Annotated in this window: 13 protein-coding genes and 1 pseudogene; all 14 read left to right on the forward strand. The window is 68.2% G+C overall.

All coding sequences use genetic code 11. The features are described 5' to 3' along the window. Positions 1 to 6: 6 nt before the first annotated feature. Complete coding sequence (gene tagH / locus KZO25_RS14680) at positions 7 to 1,413, forward strand: type VI secretion system-associated FHA domain protein TagH (RefSeq protein ID WP_223137520.1); 1,407 nt, start codon at positions 7 to 9, stop codon at positions 1,411 to 1,413. A gap of 56 nt (positions 1,414 to 1,469) precedes the next feature. Further along, positions 1,470 to 2,009 carry a type VI secretion system lipoprotein TssJ gene (gene tssJ / locus KZO25_RS14685; RefSeq protein WP_223137521.1) on the forward strand — a complete coding sequence of 180 codons (540 nt, stop codon included), beginning with the start codon at positions 1,470 to 1,472 and terminating at the stop codon, positions 2,007 to 2,009. Beyond that, on the forward strand, positions 2,009 to 3,343 hold the full coding sequence (gene tssK, locus KZO25_RS14690) for a type VI secretion system baseplate subunit TssK (protein WP_223137522.1): 1,335 nt from the start codon (positions 2,009 to 2,011) through the stop codon (positions 3,341 to 3,343). Before tssJ ends, tssK begins: the two co-directional genes overlap by 1 nt. A 3-nt stretch (positions 3,344 to 3,346) precedes the next feature. Beyond that, positions 3,347 to 4,189 carry a type IVB secretion system protein IcmH/DotU gene (icmH, locus tag KZO25_RS14695; RefSeq protein WP_223137523.1) on the forward strand — a complete coding sequence of 281 codons (843 nt, stop codon included), beginning with the start codon at positions 3,347 to 3,349 and terminating at the stop codon, positions 4,187 to 4,189. 8 nt (positions 4,190 to 4,197) lie between these two features. After that, positions 4,198 to 6,810: a type VI secretion system ATPase TssH gene (gene tssH / locus KZO25_RS14700; protein WP_223137524.1), complete on the forward strand. Its 2,613-nt coding sequence runs from the start codon at positions 4,198 to 4,200 to the stop codon at positions 6,808 to 6,810. 3 nt (positions 6,811 to 6,813) lie between these two features. After that, complete coding sequence (locus KZO25_RS14705) at positions 6,814 to 8,421, forward strand: sigma-54-dependent transcriptional regulator (RefSeq protein ID WP_223137525.1); 1,608 nt, start codon at positions 6,814 to 6,816, stop codon at positions 8,419 to 8,421. Then, positions 8,418 to 9,089: a type VI secretion system-associated protein VasI gene (gene vasI, locus KZO25_RS14710; protein WP_262489036.1), complete on the forward strand. Its 672-nt coding sequence runs from the start codon at positions 8,418 to 8,420 to the stop codon at positions 9,087 to 9,089. The genes KZO25_RS14705 and vasI overlap by 4 nt, the downstream gene beginning before the upstream one ends. Positions 9,090 to 9,100: 11 nt before the next feature. Then, positions 9,101 to 10,531 (forward strand): type VI secretion system protein TssA, encoded by a 1,431-nt coding sequence (tssA, locus tag KZO25_RS14715; protein ID WP_223137526.1) that lies wholly within the window; start codon positions 9,101 to 9,103, stop codon positions 10,529 to 10,531. Then, entirely contained in the window at positions 10,528 to 10,659 is a 132-nt protein-coding gene (locus tag KZO25_RS20050) for a hypothetical protein (RefSeq protein ID WP_262489037.1), read from the forward strand. The genes tssA and KZO25_RS20050 overlap by 4 nt, the downstream gene beginning before the upstream one ends. Next, positions 10,644 to 14,306 (forward strand): type VI secretion system membrane subunit TssM, encoded by a 3,663-nt coding sequence (gene tssM / locus KZO25_RS14720; protein ID WP_223137527.1) that lies wholly within the window; start codon positions 10,644 to 10,646, stop codon positions 14,304 to 14,306. The genes KZO25_RS20050 and tssM overlap by 16 nt, the downstream gene beginning before the upstream one ends. Beyond that, positions 14,290 to 14,871, forward strand: a complete 582-nt coding sequence (locus KZO25_RS14725; protein ID WP_223137528.1) for a GNAT family N-acetyltransferase — start codon at positions 14,290 to 14,292, stop codon at positions 14,869 to 14,871. The genes tssM and KZO25_RS14725 overlap by 17 nt, the downstream gene beginning before the upstream one ends. A 28-nt stretch (positions 14,872 to 14,899) precedes the next feature. Beyond that, positions 14,900 to 15,187: a type VI secretion system PAAR protein gene (locus KZO25_RS14730; RefSeq protein WP_223137529.1), complete on the forward strand. Its 288-nt coding sequence runs from the start codon at positions 14,900 to 14,902 to the stop codon at positions 15,185 to 15,187. 1 nt (position 15,188) lies between these two features. Continuing rightward, a pseudogene (locus KZO25_RS20055) lies at positions 15,189 to 17,183 on the forward strand (type VI secretion system Vgr family protein); the annotation flags it as partial. 84 nt (positions 17,184 to 17,267) lie between these two features. Further along, a partial coding sequence (locus KZO25_RS20060) for a DUF6531 domain-containing protein (protein WP_316935709.1) occupies positions 17,268 to 18,489 on the forward strand: 1,222 nt, incomplete at its 3' end.

The following is an 18,489-nucleotide window of genomic DNA, read 5'->3' on the forward strand; positions in this document are numbered from 1 at the left end:
CCGCCCATGCAAGCCTCCTACCAGCAAACCACCGAGCGTCACGCCGCTGCCCATACGGCCATCACCCTGGTGGTCATCAACAGCGAGCGGCTGGAAGGCCGCTCCACCAGCAGCCATGTCTTCCATGAGCCCGGCGGTACCCTGGGCAGCGGCCACAGCGACGACTGGCTGCTGCAGGACCATGCCGGCCGCATTCGTCCCGGGCATGCCGAGATACAGCGCCAGGACGGCCGCTTCTGTCTGGTTGACCGCAGCGGGCACACCTTCATCAATCACGCCACGCTGCCTCTCGGCCGCGACCGGCGGGTTGCCCTGCGCGACGGCGACGAACTGCGGCTCGGCGACTACCACCTGCGGGTCCATCTCGGCGACCGCCAGGCCGGCTTGCCAGGCGCCCAGCCGCTGACCGCGTTGATCGACGAGGAGCAGGAGGCGCTGGCGGGGCAAGGCATGCCCCTGGTTCATTCCATGGCGCCGGAGAGTATGGCGCCGCCGCGGCAGGACGACCCCCTCGAGGCCCTTGGCGAGGCGACCCCTGGTGCCAGCCATCAGGACCCCATGACGGCGCTGAAGCACCCCGGTGATGCAGCCATCGACGTCACCGCCCCGCTGCTCGACGAGCTGGACGTGCCGAGTTCGAGCGGGGCGACTTACCACCAACGGGAGCGGCGCGAAGCCGCGCCGGCCAAGCCGACGATTCAAACATACGAGGGCAATAACGCGATGAACAGGGACATGGACGAACGGCTGTTGAACGACCTGGAACGCTCGGTCGGCGAGCAGCTCGAGGACCGCTGGCAGGAGTCCTCGCCGGCGGTGGCGGGGCATATGGGGGCCGATCCGCTGATGCGCGCCTTGGGGACCAACCTGCGCTTTCACGACAGTGAAGAGCAGCAGGCCTTTCTCATGGAGGCCGGCAACACCCTGCGGGCCGCCATCGAAGGGCTTCAGGCGCTGCACCAGGCCCAGGATGACAGCCGCTATCCGCTGCGAGATCGCCGCCTTCAGCCCATCGAGGACAACCCCCTACGGCTGGGCCAGCCCTATGGCGAAACCGTGGAGACCCTGTTCTCCGCCCGTCGCAGCCCGGTGCATCTCTCGGCGCCGGCGGCGGTGGCCGAATGCCTGGCTCACCAGGGCCAGCACCAGGCGGCAGTGGAAGAGGCCATCGGCCAGGCGCTGCAGTCGATTCTGGATGCCTTTGCACCCGATGCCCTGCTCAAGCGCTTCCACGCCTATCGCGGTGCCGGCAATCGCCTGGATGACGAGGGCGGCTGGGCCTGGGAAATGTACCGCCACTACTACCAGGAGCTGAACTCCGGTCGCCAGCAAGGCTTCGCCAAGCTGTTCTGGGAGGTCTTCGAGCAGGCCTATGACCAGTCGGTGCGCCGCCAGCAGCGGGAGGAAGCATGAGCGCGATAATGACAGGCACAAGAAAAAAGCCAGCAAGCAATTGGCGCACGAGCTATATGTCGTTGCGCGGCCCGCTCGCCTGGCTGACCGTTGCCATGCTGGCGCTGCTGCTCAGCGGCTGCGCCTCGACCCGTGAGGCCGCGGGCAAGACCTGGCAGGTCATGAAGGACCCATCGATTCCGGTGGGCTATCCCGAGGAGCGCCTTTCCCGGGTCGACCTGGCCATGGTTGCCGAGCCTGACGTCAACCGCAATTTCGACGGCGAAGGGACTCCATTGCGCTTTCAGATCCTGCAGCTCAAGGACGACTCCATGCTGATGGCCGCCGATCACTACCAGCTGCGCAACGACCTCGAGGATGCCCTGGGCACCAACTATCTGACCCATGACGACTTCACGTTGCTGCCCGGTCAGTGGAAGTTCTACGAGCCCTTCGAGGTCGACGAAGAGACGCGCTATATCGGCCTTATCGCCTTCTACAACACCCCGGACGAAGCCGAGTGGAAGAAGGTGGTGAAGGTCAACTCCCAGGGCGGTGACTACCATCTGCTGGTTCACCTGCGCGCGGACGAAGCCGAGCTGAGGGACCAGGACTGATGGCTAGTCGCAACCGTGTAGTCTGGAGCGAAGGGCTGTTCATCAAGCCGCAGCATTTCCAGCAGCAGCAGCGCAGCCTGGAAGGGTTGGTCGAGGCCCGCCTGCGAGGCGTCAGCCACAATCTCTACGGTTTTCACCTGCTGGAACTCAACGCGGAGTTTCTCAGCTTCGGGCGTATCGCCATCAGCCGCGCCAGCGGCGTGATGCCGGATGGCACCGCCTTTCAGCTGCCCGACGACGACATCGAGCCGCAGCCGCTGGAGATCGACGACGCCGGTATTACCAACCAGGTGGTCTACCTGGGACTGCCGCTGTCTACCGATGCGGTGGGCGAGGTGCGCTGGCCCGGCGACGACCTGCCGGCCCGCTACCGGCTCACACAGCGTGGCGTGCGCGACCTGCACTCCCGCGATGGTGACACCACCGAGCTCGACGTGGCGAGGGTCGCCCCTCGCCTGCTGCTGGAGCGTGACGACCGCAGCGCCTACGCCTGCCTGGCGGTGGCGCGCATCGTCGAGCGTCGGCCCGACGGCAGCCTGGTGCTCGACGAGCAGTTCCTGCCGACCCTGCTCAACGTCCAGGCCGCTCCGCTGCTGCAGCGCTTCGTCGGTGAGATGGCGGGCCTGATGCGCGAACGTGCCCGCAACCTCGCCCAGCGCCTCTCCACGCCGCATCAGACCGGGGTGGCCGACGTCTCCGACTTCATGCTGCTGCAGCTACTCAATCGTGCCCAGCCTCGCTTCCAACACCTGGCGCGCCTGGGCCATCTGCACCCGGAGCGGCTCTTCGACACCATGCTCGAGACCGCCAGTGAGCTGGTCACTTTCACCGACGAGTCGCGGTTGCCGCCGGAATACCCGGCCTACGACCACGACCACCCCGAGCGCGCCTTCCGCATGCTGATGCAGGGGCTCCGCCAGGCGCTCTCCACGGTGTTGGAGCCGCGGGCGCTGGCGATCCAGCTGCAGCCGCGTCGCTACGGCCTGCTGGTGGCGCCGCTGTCGGATCCGGGGCTGCTCGAGGACGCCGACTTCATTCTCGCCGTGCGGGCCGACATGCCCCACGAGCGGCTCCGCAAGCTGTTCCTGCAGCAGACCAAGGTCGCCAGCGTCGAGCGCATCCGCGATCTCATCAGCCTGCAGCTGCCGGGGGTGCCGCTGGAACCGCTGCCGGTGGCCCCGCGGGAACTGCCCTATCACGCCGGCTACAGCTACTTCCGGCTCGACCGCCAGAGCCAGGCCTGGAGCATGCTCGACGGCGCCAGTGGCTTTGCCTTCCACGTGGCGGGCGAGTTTCCCGGTTTGGAAATGCAGTTCTGGGCGATCAGGAGTTAAGCCATGCAAGATCTTGCTACGCAACTCGACATGGAATCCGGTGCCGTCTCGCGCTACTCACCCACGCGCCACGAGGACCGCATCAACGAGGGAGGGCTGGAGCGGCTGATTCATAGCCATGCCGAGCAGCTCGACGCCGACGAGGATTACTGGTTTCGCCTGCGGGGGCACAACCTTAACCCCCTGGTGGACGCGGCCAGTTCGCTGCTGGGCATGGTGGTGCGGGTGCGCCAGCTCGACAGCATGGACGACATCGAGCGGCTCTACCGGCAGGTGGTCGACGAGATCTCGGCGATCGAGGTCGAGCTGACCGAACAGGGCTACGACCGCCCGACCCTGCTGGCCTACCGCTACGTGCTCTGCTCCTTCATCGACGAGGCGGTCATGGGTACTGACTGGGGCCGGCAGAGCAAGTGGGCCGAGCACTCGCTGCTGACGCGCTTTCACAACGAGACCTGGGGCGGCGAGAAGGTCTTCTCGATTCTCGGCCGCCTGCAGCAGGAGCCACAGCGCTATCGCGACATGCTGGCCTTCATCTACCTGTGCCTGTGCCTGGGCTTCGAGGGGCGCTATCGGGTCATGACCCATGGCCGCGAGGAGTACGAGCACGTGGTTCGGGCCCTGGGCGACCAGCTTGCCGCCCTGGGCGATGCCCCCGACGACATGCTGACCTCGCCCCTGGACAACGTGGTGCAGGGCAGTCGTCGTGGTGGGCGTGGCCTGCCGGTATGGGGGGTCTTTGCCCTGTTCGGCGTGGCCATGACATGCGCCTACCTGGGCTTCGCCTGGCCCCTGGACCAGCAAGCGGTCCAGGTCAGCATCCTTCTCGATCAGATCTTCCGTTAGGAGACACCATGCTCAGGGTAGAGCTTCCGGCACTCATCGGCCGACTCAACGCCATCGCCCGCCAAGGGCTCGAACAGGCTGCGGTACTGTGCGCCGAGCAGCAGGCACCGGAGGTCACCGCCGGGCATCTGCTCCAGGCGCTGATCGACCAGCCGCTGTGCGACATGCGCTGTCTGCTGGAAGGGCAGGGCATCGACGCCTTCGAACTGCGCGCCCGGCTTGCCGACGAGTCGCGCCCACCCCGTGACCTCACGGTGGCCACGCCGAGCTTCTCGCCGCTGCTGGTGGAGTTGCTCCAGGACGCCTGGCTGCTGGCGACCACGGAATTTGCCCACGACTCGCTGCGCAGCGGCATGATCTTCACCGCGCTGCTGCACAACGTCGGCCGCTACCTCGGCCCCAGGAGCGCCGCGCTGCTGGCCGACATCAACCGTGAGAGCCTGCGCCGTGACTTCGAACGCCTGACCCGGGATTCCGCCGAGGCGCCGCGGGCGGACGCGGGTGTTACCGGACACCGGAAGCCGGATGCCGGCCAGGGCGACAGCGCCCTGGCGCGCTTCGCCACCTCGCTGACCGACCAGGCGCGTCGTGGCGAGCTCGACCCGGTGCTGTGCCGCGATCCCGAGATCGACCAGATGCTCGACATCCTCGGTCGCCGACGCAAGAACAACCCCATCGTCATCGGCGATGCCGGGGTGGGCAAGAGCGCGGTGGTCGAAGGGCTGGCATCGCGCATCGTGGCCGGCGAGGTGCCGGCGGCGCTGGCCGACGTGGACCTGCTGGCGCTGGATCTCGGCGCGCTGCAGGCTGGTGCCGCGGTCAAGGGCGAGTTCGAGAAGCGCCTCAAGGCGGTGATCGAGGAGGTCAAGGCGGCACCCAAGCCGATCCTGCTGTTCATCGACGAGGCCCATACCCTGATCGGCGCCGGCAATGCGGAAGGGGGCGGCGATGCCGCCAACCTGCTCAAGCCGGCCCTGGCCCGGGGCGAGCTGCGCACCATCGCCGCCACCACCTGGCGCGAGTACAAGAAGTACTTCGAGAAGGACCCGGCGCTGTCGCGTCGCTTCCAGCCGGTGTCGCTGTCCGAGCCCAGCGTCGATCAGGCGCTGGTGATCCTGCGCGGCCTGCGCGACGTCTACGAGCGGGCCCACGGCGTGCTGGTGGGCGACAGCGGCCTGCGTGCCGCCGCCGAACTCTCGGCACGCTACCTGGCCGGCCGCAAGCTGCCGGACAAGGCCATCGACGTGCTCGATACCGCCTGTGCCCGGCTCTCCCAGGCCCTGGATACCCCGCCGCGCCGGCTCAGCCACCTCAAGAGCGACCACGTGGCCACGCTGCGCGAGCGCGACCAGCTCGACCGCGAGACACAGCTCGGTCGCCTGCCGGACGCAGCCCTGCTGGTGGAGCTCGACGAGCGCCTGACGCGACTCGATGATGAACTGGCCACGCTGGAGGATGCCTGGCAGGCCCAGCGCGACTGCGTCGACGCCATCCTGTCGCTGCATACGCGGCTGCTCGACGACGAGACCGACGCCGCCGACCACGCCGGCCTGCGGGAGGCGCTCGTCGAACAGGAAACCCGCCTGACCGAGCTGCAGCAGGAGTTCTCGCTGGTCAATGCCAGCGTGGAGGAGGCGCAGATCGCCCAGGTCATCGGCGACTGGACCGGCGTGCCGGTGGAGCGCATGACCAGCGACGAGCTGACCCGCCTCACCGAGCTGCCCGGCTACCTGGGCCAGCTGGTGCAGGGCCAGGACGTGGCCATCGAGCGGGTTCACCGTCATCTGCTCACCGCCCGCGCCGACCTGCGGCGCCCCGGCCGTCCGCTGGGCGCCTTCCTGCTGGTCGGCCCCAGCGGCGTAGGCAAGACCGAAACCGTGGTGCAGATCGCCGAGCGGCTCTACGGCGGTCGCCAGTTCCTGACCACCATCAACATGTCCGAGTACCAGGAGAAGCACACCGTCTCGCGGCTGATCGGCTCGCCGCCGGGCTACGTGGGCTTCGGCGAGGGTGGCCTGCTGACCGAGGCGATTCGCCAGCGCCCCTACTCGGTGGTGCTGCTCGACGAGGTGGAGAAGGCCCACCCGGACGTGCTCAACCTCTTCTATCAGGCCTTCGACAAGGGCGAGCTGGCCGACGGCGAAGGGCGGCTGATCGACTGCAAGAACGTGGTGTTCTTCCTCACCTCCAACCTGGGCTATGAGGCCATCGTGGCCCATGCCGACGAACCCGCCGGGCTGGACGATGCGCTCTATCCGGTGCTGGCCGGTTTCTTCAAGCCGGCGCTGCTGGCGCGCATGGAGGTGGTGCCCTACTTCCCGCTGGGCGCCGAGACCCTGCGTGACATCGTGGCGGCCAAGCTCGACACCCTGGCCGAGCGAATCCGTTCGCGCCACCGCCAGGCCGACGTGGTTCTCGACCCGGCCCTGGCCGAGGCCATCTGCCTGCGGGCCACCCGCAGCGAAAATGGCGCGCGGATGCTCGAGTCGGTCATCGACGGTGAACTGCTGCCGCCGGTCTCCCGGGCGCTGCTCGACCGCCTGGCACGGCGCGAGCCGGTCACCCGCGTCGCCCTGGGCGTCGATGCCGACAGCGGCGCTTTTACCGCGGAGGTGGTGTAGGCGATGACGGCGAAGGCGATCGACATGCGCTGGCGCGGGGGTGACTTGCCGACGGGGCCCGGCCTCGACGGCATGGCCCGTGCGCTGGCGCTGGTCGAGAGCGCTTCGCCCGCCGAGCTGCGCGAGTGCGCAGGCGGCATCCTCCAGGCCAGCCACGGCCTGGCCTGGGTCAGCTGCCTCTACCTCGATGGCAGCGGCCGCTGGCTGGGCAGCGATGGCGACGACATTCGCTTCGACTGCGATGACTTCCGTCACCCCTACGCCCACGCCATCCGCCAAGGCAAGCCGCTGCGCCTCGGCCTGGCTGAGGCGCGCTCGCGGCTCGACCACCCGGCCTTCCAGGCCCAGGTGGCCGCGCTGTCGGGGGACGTGCACCTCGAAGTCCGCCCGCTGCGTGCCCGGGACGGTGAGAGGGAGTGGCTCGGCGCCATGGGGGTGGCCGGCAAGGCCGCCGTGCTGGAAGGACTCGGGGAGGACCCCGAATTCGCCGCCTTCGAATCGCTGCTGTGTCGGCTATGGGCCGGCTTGTCGCGCCACCAGGGTGATCGTCACCGGGAAGCACGGCTGCGCCAGTCCCTGGCGCAGCTCAACGACGGCGCCCGGCGCCAGGCCCTGGCCCAGCGCCTGGCGGAAGACCTGCTGGGTACCTCGCCCGCCATGCAGACGCTGCGCAGTCAGGTCATCCGCGCCGCCGAAACCGGCCTGGCCGTGCTGCTCCAGGGCGAGACCGGCACCGGCAAGGATCGCGTGGCTCGGGCGATCCACCAGTTTTCCGCCCGGGCCGAGGGGCCGTTCATGGCAATCAACTGTGCAGCCATTCCCGAATCGCTGCTCGAGTCGGAGCTGTTCGGCCACGCCAAGGGGGCCTTCTCCGGTGCCGACCAGGCCCGCGAAGGCCTGATCAGCCAGGCCGATGGCGGCACCCTGTTTCTCGACGAGATCGGCGACATGCCGCTGCCGCTGCAGGCAAAGCTGCTGCGGGTGCTGGAAAGTGGGCGCTACCGCCCGCTGGGGGCCAGCGAGGAGCGCCAGGCCGACCTGCGCCTGGTGGCGGCGACGCATCAGCCGCTGCAGGAGCGGATTCGGGATCAGCGCTTCCGTGCCGACCTCTACTACCGGCTGGGCCAGTTTCCGCTGAGCCTGCCGCCGCTGCGGGAGCGGCGTGAAGACATCGCCCAGCTTGCCGAAGCCTTCGCGGTCGACTTCTGCTCGCGGGAAGGGCGCGACGAACTCGGCATCACTCCGGCGGCCCTGCGACAGCTGCGTGAGCGTGATTACCCCGGCAACGTGCGGGAGCTGAAGAACCTGATCGACTATGCCTGCGCCATGACACGGCCGGGCGACGATATCGAACCCATGGCCCTCCCCGGGCTGACGGAAGCGGAAGATTCCGACCGGCAGGAGGGCACGGACGGCAGCGGCGGTCAGTCGGCCGAGAGCGCGAGCCAGGTCCACGACCTGCGCAGCGCCCTGCGCGACTACGAGGCGGAGCTGATCCGCCAGCGGCTGCTGCTGTTCGGCGGCAATCGCGCCCTGGCCGCCGAGAGTCTCGGCGTGCCCAAGCGGACCCTGGCACACAAGTGCCGACAGCTGGAATTGGATGCCAAATGAGAGAGAGCTTCATGATTCGCCCGGCGTTGTATCTGTGCCTGCGGCTGGGGCTGGCCGTGGCGCTGCTCCACAGCACTGCAGCACTGGGGGCTGCGGACCCCGATGCGCTGCTGGATAACGCTCGGGAGTGCGCGGCACTGGAGTCACGGCTGGACAGGCTGGGCTGCTACGACGCCCTGTTCCTGGCCGTCGAGTCCTCTTCGGCCAGTAGCGACGATCCCCGGCCGGCGCTATGGCATGCCATCAACGCCCAGGAGGCCGGGCGTAACGGCGATGAGATGGGCCTTCTGGTGAGCGAGGCCGGCGGTGATGTGCTGATGAGTGCGCCGGCGCTGGGCGCCATGCCGCCCCGGCCACAGCTGGTGATTGCCTGCGAGAAGTCGATCACCCGCTTTCAGTTGCATCTTCCAACGGCCCTGAATGAGCCGCGAACGGCGCTGCGTCTGAGGGCCGGTGGGCGGGAGCAGCAGCAGGAGTGGCGGGTTCTCAACGGCGGCTACGTGGTCAGCGGCGGCCGGGGGCTGCCGGCTATCGCCACCCTGCGCCAGCTGCTCGATGCCGAGGAGCTGGTACTGGGCAGCGAACTCGGCGTGCTGGATGGGCTTCGCTTCGACCTTTCGGGGCTGCGCCAGCACATTCAACCCCTGCGCGACGCCTGTCGCTGGTAAGGGAGGCTGGCATGCGAATCACCAGTGAAGCATACCTGACGCCCTTACTGGCTCCCCTGGAGCCCGAAGATGTGGGAGAGCCCCTCGACGAAAGCGGCGACTACACCTGGCTCGACGAGGAGATGATGAAGATCGGCTCGCTGCAGCACGGGGAGGTCGACTGGGAAGGTGCCGAGACCCGTGCGGTTCGGCTGCTGAGCACCACGGGCAAGGATCTCAAGGTGCTCGGCCACCTGCTGCACTGCCTGCAGCGTGGCGGCGACGGCGTTCGCTTCGCCCTGTCGCTGCACCTGCTGGCTGGCAGCCTGGAGCAGTGGTGGGACAAGGCTTACCCCTACCGGGGACCGAGGGGGGCGAAGCTGCGGCCGAGGCTGTTCGCCCAGTTCACCCAGCGGGCCGCCAAGCTGGCCGAAACCCTCGATTTCAGCAATGCGGAAGACGAGCATCAGGCCTGCCAGGCCGCCCTCGATGCCCTGCTGGCCGTGGCGCGGGACCGGGAGCTGCCGGATGACGCCCTGGTGGAGCTGCGCCGCCAGCTGCAGCAGGCGCAGCCTCGCCAGGGCGCGTCACAGGTCAGTGCCAGCCCTGGCGGTGGTTCCACGGCTGCGTCGACTGGCAACGGCGGTAACGGTGGTTCGGCCCCGGCGGCGAAGATGCCGGAGATGCGCCTAGAAGCCGGCAATGAGCGGGTCAATCGCCAGGCGCTGTTGAAGATGGCGGACTTCCTCAACGAACAGTCGCCGGGGGAGGCGCTGATCTATCGGCTTCGCCGCCATGCGGTCTGGGGGGGCATTCAGGCGCTGCCGGCCTCCCGCGACGGCGGGCGCACCGAGCTGGCGCCGGTGGCCGCCGACCGCGCCGCGGACTATCGCGAGGCGCTCTCCCGCGGCGGCGACAACGCCCTGTGGCAGCGCATCGAGAACAGCCTGGCGGTCAGCCCCTACTGGCTGGAGGGGCATCGCATGAGCGCCACCCTGGCCGAGCGGCTGGGCCATTCGCGCTGCGGCGAGGCGATCCGCGACGAGGCGGCGCGCTTCGTCGCGCGCCTGCCCGGCCTGGAAGCACTGAGCTTCAACGACGGCACCCCCTTCGTCGATGAAGAGACGCTGCGCTGGCTGCAGAGCGTGCCCGGCGGTGGGGGGGCACCTGCCCAGGGCGATGGCAGCGGCGACCCCTGGCAGGCCGGGCTGGAGCAGGCCCGGGAGTGCCTGGCTGCGGAGGGGCTGGAAGCGGCCCTGACGATTCTCGACCAGGGCCTGGCCCAGGCGCACTCCCCGCGCGAGACCGCCTACTGGCGGCTGGCCAGCGCCGACCTGCTGCGCGAGGCCGGCCTGGCATCGCTGGCCGCCCACCACTATCGGGCGGTGCAACAGTCGGTGGCGGGGATCGGCCTGGATGCGTGGGAGCCGGGCCTGCTCAAGCGGCTGGAGGCATCCCCATGACTATCACCCTGATCACCACCATGCTCCTGCAGACCGAAACGAATGGCATCCGGCCAATGAGCAACGACGACACACGACATAACATCACCGACAGGGACGAGGGCCAAGGCTCATGTGGAAAGGTTTGAAGTCAGGGCTGAGCCGCTGGGTACCCGGCGCCTCACGCGCCCAAAGCAATCTCAATCGTGCCAAGGGGCATGGCAACAAGGCTCGGGGTATCGGCAAGAAGGCGAGCAAGCTGACCACGGTGCTGTGGTGCCTGGTGCTGGCGGCGCTGGTTGTGGCGATCTGGTGGCTCGGGCCGATGTGGGAGGTGCGTGGCAGCTACCCACTGGGCCCCTGGCTCAATCGCCTGCTGGCCACGCTGGCGCTGGCCACCCTGGTGGCGCTGGTGTGGGGCATCCGCCTGGCCCGGCGGCTGCGAGAGATGGACGAGGAGCGCCGCCATGCCGAGAGCCTACAATCCGATCCTGCCCAACTGCAGGTCGAACAACAGGAAGAGACACTCAACGCCACTCTGGGTGAGCTGGTCGATAACCTGGGTGCCGGCCCGGGGGCGCGCTACAAGCTGCCCTGGTATCTCGTCATGGGGGTCGAGAATGCCGGCAAGACCAGCCTGATCAACCGTTCCGGCCAGAACTTCGCGCTCACCCATGTGATGAAGGCCTCCGGCCAGGGCAAGAAGGGGCAGTTCGGCTTCGACTGGTGGATCGGCGACAAGGCCGTGCTGATCGACCCGGACGGCGAGCTGCTGACCCAGGGTGCCATGGAGGGCGGTGAACCCCAGGAGCTGGAGAGCCGTCTGTGGGATCACTTCACCGGCTGGCTGGAGCACAACCGCTCCCAGCGTCCCCTCGATGGTGTCGTGCTGGTGCTCGACCTGGCCCGACTGAGCGACGCCAAGGTGGCGGTGCGCAAGGCCTATGCCTCGCTGCTGCGCGCCCGCCTGCGCGAACTGATGGAGCGCCACGGCGCCCGGTTGCCGGTTTATGTGACCTTCAGCAAGATGGACTTGCTCCACGGCTTCGACGACTTCTTCCGCCACTACTCCCGGGCGGCGCGTCGTGCGCCGCTGGGCTTCACCTTCAGCGCCGACAGCATTGAAAAGCCCGGCCAGTGGGAGGCGGAGTTCGCCGGCGCCTACGACGAGATGCTCGACCGGCTCAACCGCTGCCTGCCCTCGCTGCTCGCCGAATGCCGCGACCGGGAAGAGCGTGAGTCGGTTTTCCGCTTCGTGCGCCAGCTTGCCGGCCTGCGTGACGTGCTACTCAGCTTCCTCTGCGAGGCGCTTTCCAGCGACCGCTTCTCCACCGCCGCCATGGTCCGGGGCACCTATTTCACCTCGGTCTATCAGCAGGGGGTACCCGAAGACCCCTTCGTCGATGCCGCCGCCCGCCGCTACGGCATGGCCGACAGCATCCAGCCGGCCCACCGGGCGGCCCGCAGTGCGCTCTACTTCACCGAGGAGCTGTTTGACAAGGTGATCTACCCCGAGGCGGGGCTAGCCGGCGACAACGCCCGGGCCGCGCGCCGTCGGCGTCGTGCACGTCGTACCAGCGTCGTTGCCTGCCTGCTGGGGGCCGCCGTCCTGGTCGGCGGCTGGAGCCACTTCTACCAGAAGAACAGTACCGCCCTGGCCGCCGTGGAGGAGAAGGCCCAGGAGTTCCTGGCCTCCAAGCCCGATGAGCTGCAGGGCGACGACCCCACCGGCTATGCCTTCCTCGAGCCGCTGGATCGGCTGCGTGGCGCCACCCTGGCCTTCGGCGACTACCGCGACAAGATGCCGTGGCTGGCCGACATGGGGCTCTATCAGGGCCAGTCGGTGGGCCGCGAGGTGGAAAACGCCTACCTGGCAATGCTCTCCTATCATTTCCTGCCCTCGCTGATGGTAGGCATCATGGATGACATGAACCGTGCCGAGGAGGGCAGCAATGAGAAGCTGGCGCTGCTGCGCGTGTTGCGCATGATGTCGGATGCCAGCGGTCGCCAGCCCGAGCGTGTCCATGACTTCATGGCCCGGCGCTGGCAGCGTGAATTCGCCCAGCGCGGCAGCGTTCAGGAGCGCTTGCTCGATCATCTCGACTTCGCCATGGCCCACACCGACCTGGAAGGCCGTGTGGCCGCCGGCGACCGCCATGCCGAACTGGCCATGACGCCGCTTCGCGGCAGCCTGCAGGCCGCCCAGGAGGAGCTCTCGCGCCAGCCCATGGACGAGCGGGTCTATGCCACCCTCAAGGCGGGCAGTGATCGCCGCAGCGGGGCGTCACTGGACCTGCGTCAGGGCGTGGGGCCCGCCTTCAGCGCCGTATTCATGGCTCGCGACGATGAGGACGAGAGGCTGCGCCTGCCTACCCTGGTGACCCGCGATGGCTTCGAGGGCTACTTCCTCAAGGAAATCGAGCAGGCCACCGAGCTGGCGCTGATCGACCTCTGGGTGCTGGGCCGGCGTGACGACATCAGCTTCAGCGAGGCCGACCAGCGTCAGCTGCGCGACGCTCTTCACGAGCGCTATGTCAGCGACTACCACGTGACCTGGCGGCAGGTACTGGATGACGTCTTCCTGGTGCCGATCCCCGATATCGACCAGGCCGTCGTGGTGGCGGATACCCTGCTGGGCGCCAGCCGGCCGCTGGACCGCCTGCTGGGCGAGGTCGCCAACCACACCCGCCTCTATCCCGAGCTGCCGGTCGATGACGAAGCGGCCCGCCAGGCGCTGGAGCGTTCGCCCCGTTATCGCCTGGCCGGTGACATCGAGCGTAACTTCAGCGAACTCAATGGGCTGCTGGATGCGCGAGGCGACAACCCGTCGGATATCGCCGAGATCAAGACCGCCATTGCCGAGCTCCGCGACTACCTGCGCCATGTGCAGGGCGCCAGCGACCCGGGGCGTGCCGCCTTCGTCAGCGCTCGTGATCGTCTGGCACTGCGAGGTGGCGACCCTATCCACAACCTGAAGCGTATCGCCGAGAACACCCCGGCGCCGGTGGACCGCATGCTCGAGAGCCTGGCCGACCAGAGCTGGCAGCTGCTGATGGCCAGCGCCATCCGCCATCTGGAGCACCAGTGGCTTGACGATGTCGTCACGCCCTACCAGAACCGTCTGGCCGGGCGCTACCCGCTGGTGGCGAGTGCCTCGCGGGACGTGGCCCTGACCGACTTCGAGGTCTTCTTCGGCCCGGGCGGCACCCTCGACAGCTTCTATCAGGACAACCTGCGGCCCTTCATCGAGGAAGCCCCGGAACAGCTGCTCGACGCCGCCGGCAACTCACTGCTGCGTGACAGCGTGTTCACGGCGTTCCAGCGTGCCGAGCAGATTCGCGAGGCCTATTTCGGCCGCGATGGCGCGCTCGACGTGGAGTTTTCCCTCGAACCGATTAGCCTCAGCCCCGACAAGCGGCGCGGCGTGATCAGCGTCGACGGCCAGCTGATCGAATTCGCCCACAGCGCCAGTCACCGCGTCTCGATGATCTGGCCCAACACCCTGCGGGGCGGCACCGAAAGCCGAGTCACCCTGGTGCCGAGTCAGGTCAACCGCTCGCCACGCAGCATGACCCGCGACGGCGCCTGGGCCTGGTTCCGATTGCTCGACGAAGCCGAAATCACCAGCGCCGGTGAGCGTGACCTAGAGGTGCGTTTCAGCGTCGATGGCGGCACCATCCGCTATCGCCTCAGCGCCAACGGGGCACGCAACCCCTTCACCCGCCCGCTGGCCGCCGGCTTCCAGCTGCCCACTGCACTCTATGCCGAGGGAGGCCTGAATGCTGACGATGTTTAAGCGGCTGTTTTCCGGAGGACGCGAGGGGGCCAAGGCCGACCCCGCGTCATCGGACAGCGCCATGGCCGGGCTGGAACCGGCCCAGGTAGAGGACATCGAACGCTTTCTGGAAGCGGCACGCCGCGCCGATGCCCAGGGGCACTCCCCCTGGGTGCTGCGCGACGAGGCCCGCCTGGAAACCCTGCGGCGCGCGCTGGAATTCACTGCCCACCGGGGGCTGTGGCTGCAGCGCGACGGCAGCCACGTCGCCCGCTGGCAGGGTCGGCTGCTCAAGCTTCGTCACGGCGAAGGCCCCACCCTTGGCATGCTGTTGGCCTGCCGAGCGGATGACGAAGCCGCCTGGCAGCTGCGCTTCTTTTATGTTGACCCAGAGTGGCAGGGTAGCGGCCACGGTGCCCGCCTGCTGCGGGCGGCACGCGACAGCCTGAACGGCGTGCCATTGCACGTTCGGCTGCCCCTGGCTTGTCAGGCAGCCGTGTGCAGCCTTGAGAAGGCCGGCTTCAAGCGAATGCACGTCAACGCCTTCGAAGTGGCTAGCTTCGAAGCCCCCGCCGAGTGGGATTAGACGTAGCCGTATAACGAGGAGAACGAAGATGGGACGCAAATTCGTACTGGTGGGAGACATCGGCACCGACCACCACGGCTATCCGCCGACGCCGGTCATTGCCGGCAGTGCCACGGTGATCATGGATGGCAAGCCGATGGCACGTATTACCGATCCCCTGGCACCCCATGCCAGGCCTGGCGGCGCGCCCCATGCGCGTGCCATTGCCGAAGGCTCCGGCACCATCCTGATAGAAGGCAAGCCGGCGGCGCTCACCGGTCATTCCGTCAATTGTGGCGGCGTGGTGATCGGCTCCGCCAGCGGGGAGGGCAGCTGACATGGCCGACCAGACAGGACTCCAATTCACCCTCGAACTTGCCGGGGCCGGTGCCGCCGATCTGGCCGTGGTCGACTTCTCCCTGGAGGAAGCACTCTCCGAGCCCTTTACCCTCACGGTGCGTTTTGCCAGTCGTGACGGTAACCTCAGTGCCTCCGAGCTGCTCGACCGCCCCGTTACCCTGACCATCTGGCAGGATGGCGAGGTCCTGCGCAGGATCAACGCCATCGTCACCGAGTTCGGCTGCGGCGACCGCGGCCACCGGCGTACCCGGTACTCCCTCGTTGCCCGCCCGGCGCTATGGCGCCTTGACCTGCGCCAGAACTCGCGCATCTTTCAGGACGTCTCGCCGCTCACCATCATCAACACCCTGTGCGACGAGCGCGGTCTCACCGACGTGGCCTTCGCCACCATGCGCGAGCCCGAGGATCGTGAATTCTGCACCCAGTATCGGGAAAAAGACCTCGACTTCATCGGACGCCTGGCCGCCGAAGAGGGCCTGTTCTACTTCCACGAGTTCGACGACGGCCATCGCCTGGTGTTCGCCGACGCCCCCCAGGTGCTGCCCCACCTGGGGGAGCGCACCTATCACGGCCGGGCCGGCGGCACACCACCCCAGCGCCATGTGCGCAAGCTCGAACAGCTGTCCCGTGTGGCCCCGGCCTCGGTGATGCTCAAGGACTACTCCTTCAAGCGACCCGCCTATGACCAACGGCACGATCACCTGGCCGAAGGCCTGGAAGAACACGCCCAGCGGGACGACTACGAACACTACGACTACCCCGGCCGCTACAAGGCCGCCGCCTCCGGCGAGGCCTTCACCCGCATTCGCCTGGAGCACCTGCGCAATGACGCACTGACCTGCGTCGCCGAAAGTGATTTACCGGAGCTGGCCCCCGGCACCCGCTTCACCCTCACCGACCACGACCTCGGTGATCTCAACCGCGACTGGCAGGTGGTGAGGGTCGAGCACGTCGGCAGCCAGCCCCAGGCACTGGAAGAGGATGGCGTCATGCAGGCTGATAGTGCCGGCATGACGCGCTACCACAACGCCCTGTTACTGACCCCGGCCGACCGTCCCTGGCGTCCTGCACCCAACGCCAAGCCCCGGGTCGACGGCCCCCAGGTGGCCTTCGTGGTCGGCCCCGAGGGCGAGGAGATCTATTGCGACGAGCACGGCCGGGTCAAGGTGCAGTTCCCCTGGGACCGCTACGCCGAGCCGGATGAAACCGCCAGCGCCTGGGTGCGCGTCAGCCAGGACTGGGCCGGCGGCGGCTACGGCAGCATCGCCATCCCGCGGATCGGCCATGAAGTGATCGTGTCGTATCTGGAAGGCGATCCGGATCAGCCGCTGATCACCGGGCGCACCTACCACGCCGTCAACACGCCGCCGTATCCGCTGCCAGAACACAAGACCCGCACTGTGATCCGCACCCAGAGCCACCAGGCGGAAGGCTTCAACGAACTGCGCTTCGAGGACGAAGCCGACAAGGAACAGATCTGGCTGCACGCCCAGAAGGACCTCGAGCTGCTCACTCTCCATGATCGCACCGAGGAGATCGGCAACGACAGCTTCCTCACCGTACACCACGACCGCCTCACGGAGATCCATGGCGACGACCACCTGACGGTGCATGGAAGCCGCCACACCCAGGTCGACGGCGACGACCACCTCAGCGTCGATGCCAGCCGCCACGAGAAGTATGGCCGTGCCCAACTGGTCGAGGCCGGCCAGGAGATCCACCACCAGGCGGGCACGAAGGTCGTGATCGACGCCGGCGCCGAGATCACCCTCAAGGCCAGCGGCAGCTTCGTCAAGCTCGATGCCGGTGGCGTGACCATCGTCGGCGCCCAGGTCAAGATCAACTCCGGCGGCAGCCCGGGACGCGGTAGCGGCCAGGCCATCGTCCTGCCGCGCCTGCCCGGTATCGCCACCCCGGAAGCGAGCGAGGACGTTACCCTCGCACCCCACCAGACCCCATTGCTGGAGAGCGAGATCGTCGCCGCCACGCCGCTGGACCTCAGCGACCCCGTCATTCTCGACGGCCTGGCCAACCGCTGCAGTGCCTGTGAGCCCGCCGTGGGCAGCCCGGTCAACCCACTGCTGGGGGCCAAGCTGCTGCCCGCCGAGACTGACTTCGCCCTGCCGGCGCCGCGCCCCTTCGTCTTCAGCCGCGGCTACCTCTCCTGCAACGCCCGCATCGGCGTGCTGGGCCAGGGCTGGTCGGTACCCGGCGACAGCCTCGCGATCACCCTCAGCGATGACGCCTGTATCATCCACGACGCCCAGGGCCGCGACATCACCTTCGGCCCCCTGGCCCCGGGCCAGTCGCGCCACTCGCCCACCGAGCAGCTCTGGCTGCGCCGCGGCGGCAGTGCTTCGACCAGTGAAGGCGCCGAGTCCACCCCCGGCAGCACCGGCACGGACAGCTCTCGCTGGTACGCCCTGCCCGAAGCGACTCTGGCAGATGACAGCATCGTCGCCCTGCACGATGGCACCCACTACTACCTCTTCACCGCGGGCCGTGACAACAACGCCGTGTCCGGCCCCTGGCCCCTGTTCCAGGAACGCGACCGCAACGGCTACGCCACCACCTACACCCGTGAAGGCGACCGCCTGACGGAGGTCGAAGACAGTGCCGGGCGGCGCTACCGCTTCGACTACGAAGCGCTGCTACCCGCAAGCGAGGCGGACCGCGGCCAGCGCCTGTCCGGCGTGCGCCTGGTCCGCGAGGCCGACGGCAGCCCCCAGGACGACTGGCTGGTGCGCTACTCCTACAGCCCCGCCGGTGACCTCATCGCCGTGCGCCACCGCCACGGCGAAGTGGCGCGCGAGTTCGAGTGGCAAGACCACATGCTGACGGTCCACCGCGTGCCCGGCGGCCTGGAAGCCCACTACACCTGGGACCGCCACGCCCCCGACGGCCGCGTGGTGGGCCAGCAGGAAGCCGGCGGCCTGGCACGCTCCTACGCCTACCATGTGGATCACACCCAGGTCACCGACAGCCTCGGTCGCGAGGAACGTTACCACTTCGTTGGCGCCGGCCCCGGCCAACGCTGGACGGCCCACACCCGCGCCGACGGCTCGGTGATCGAGTACCGCTACGACGCCGCCGGGCGTAAAGTCGCCACCATTGATCCGCTAGGCCGTGAAACATTGATCGAACGCGACGACCACGGCCAGGTGATCGCCCAGACCGCTCCGGACGGCACCCGCTGGGCCATCGAGCGGGATGCCCTGGGCCAGCCCACCCGCATTGAAGGCCCCGACAATCAGCGCTGGCAGATTAAGCGCAATGACC

The sequence above is a fragment of the Halomonas sp. ANAO-440 genome (assembly GCF_019915905.1).
Lineage (GTDB): Bacteria > Pseudomonadota > Gammaproteobacteria > Pseudomonadales > Halomonadaceae > Halomonas > Halomonas chromatireducens.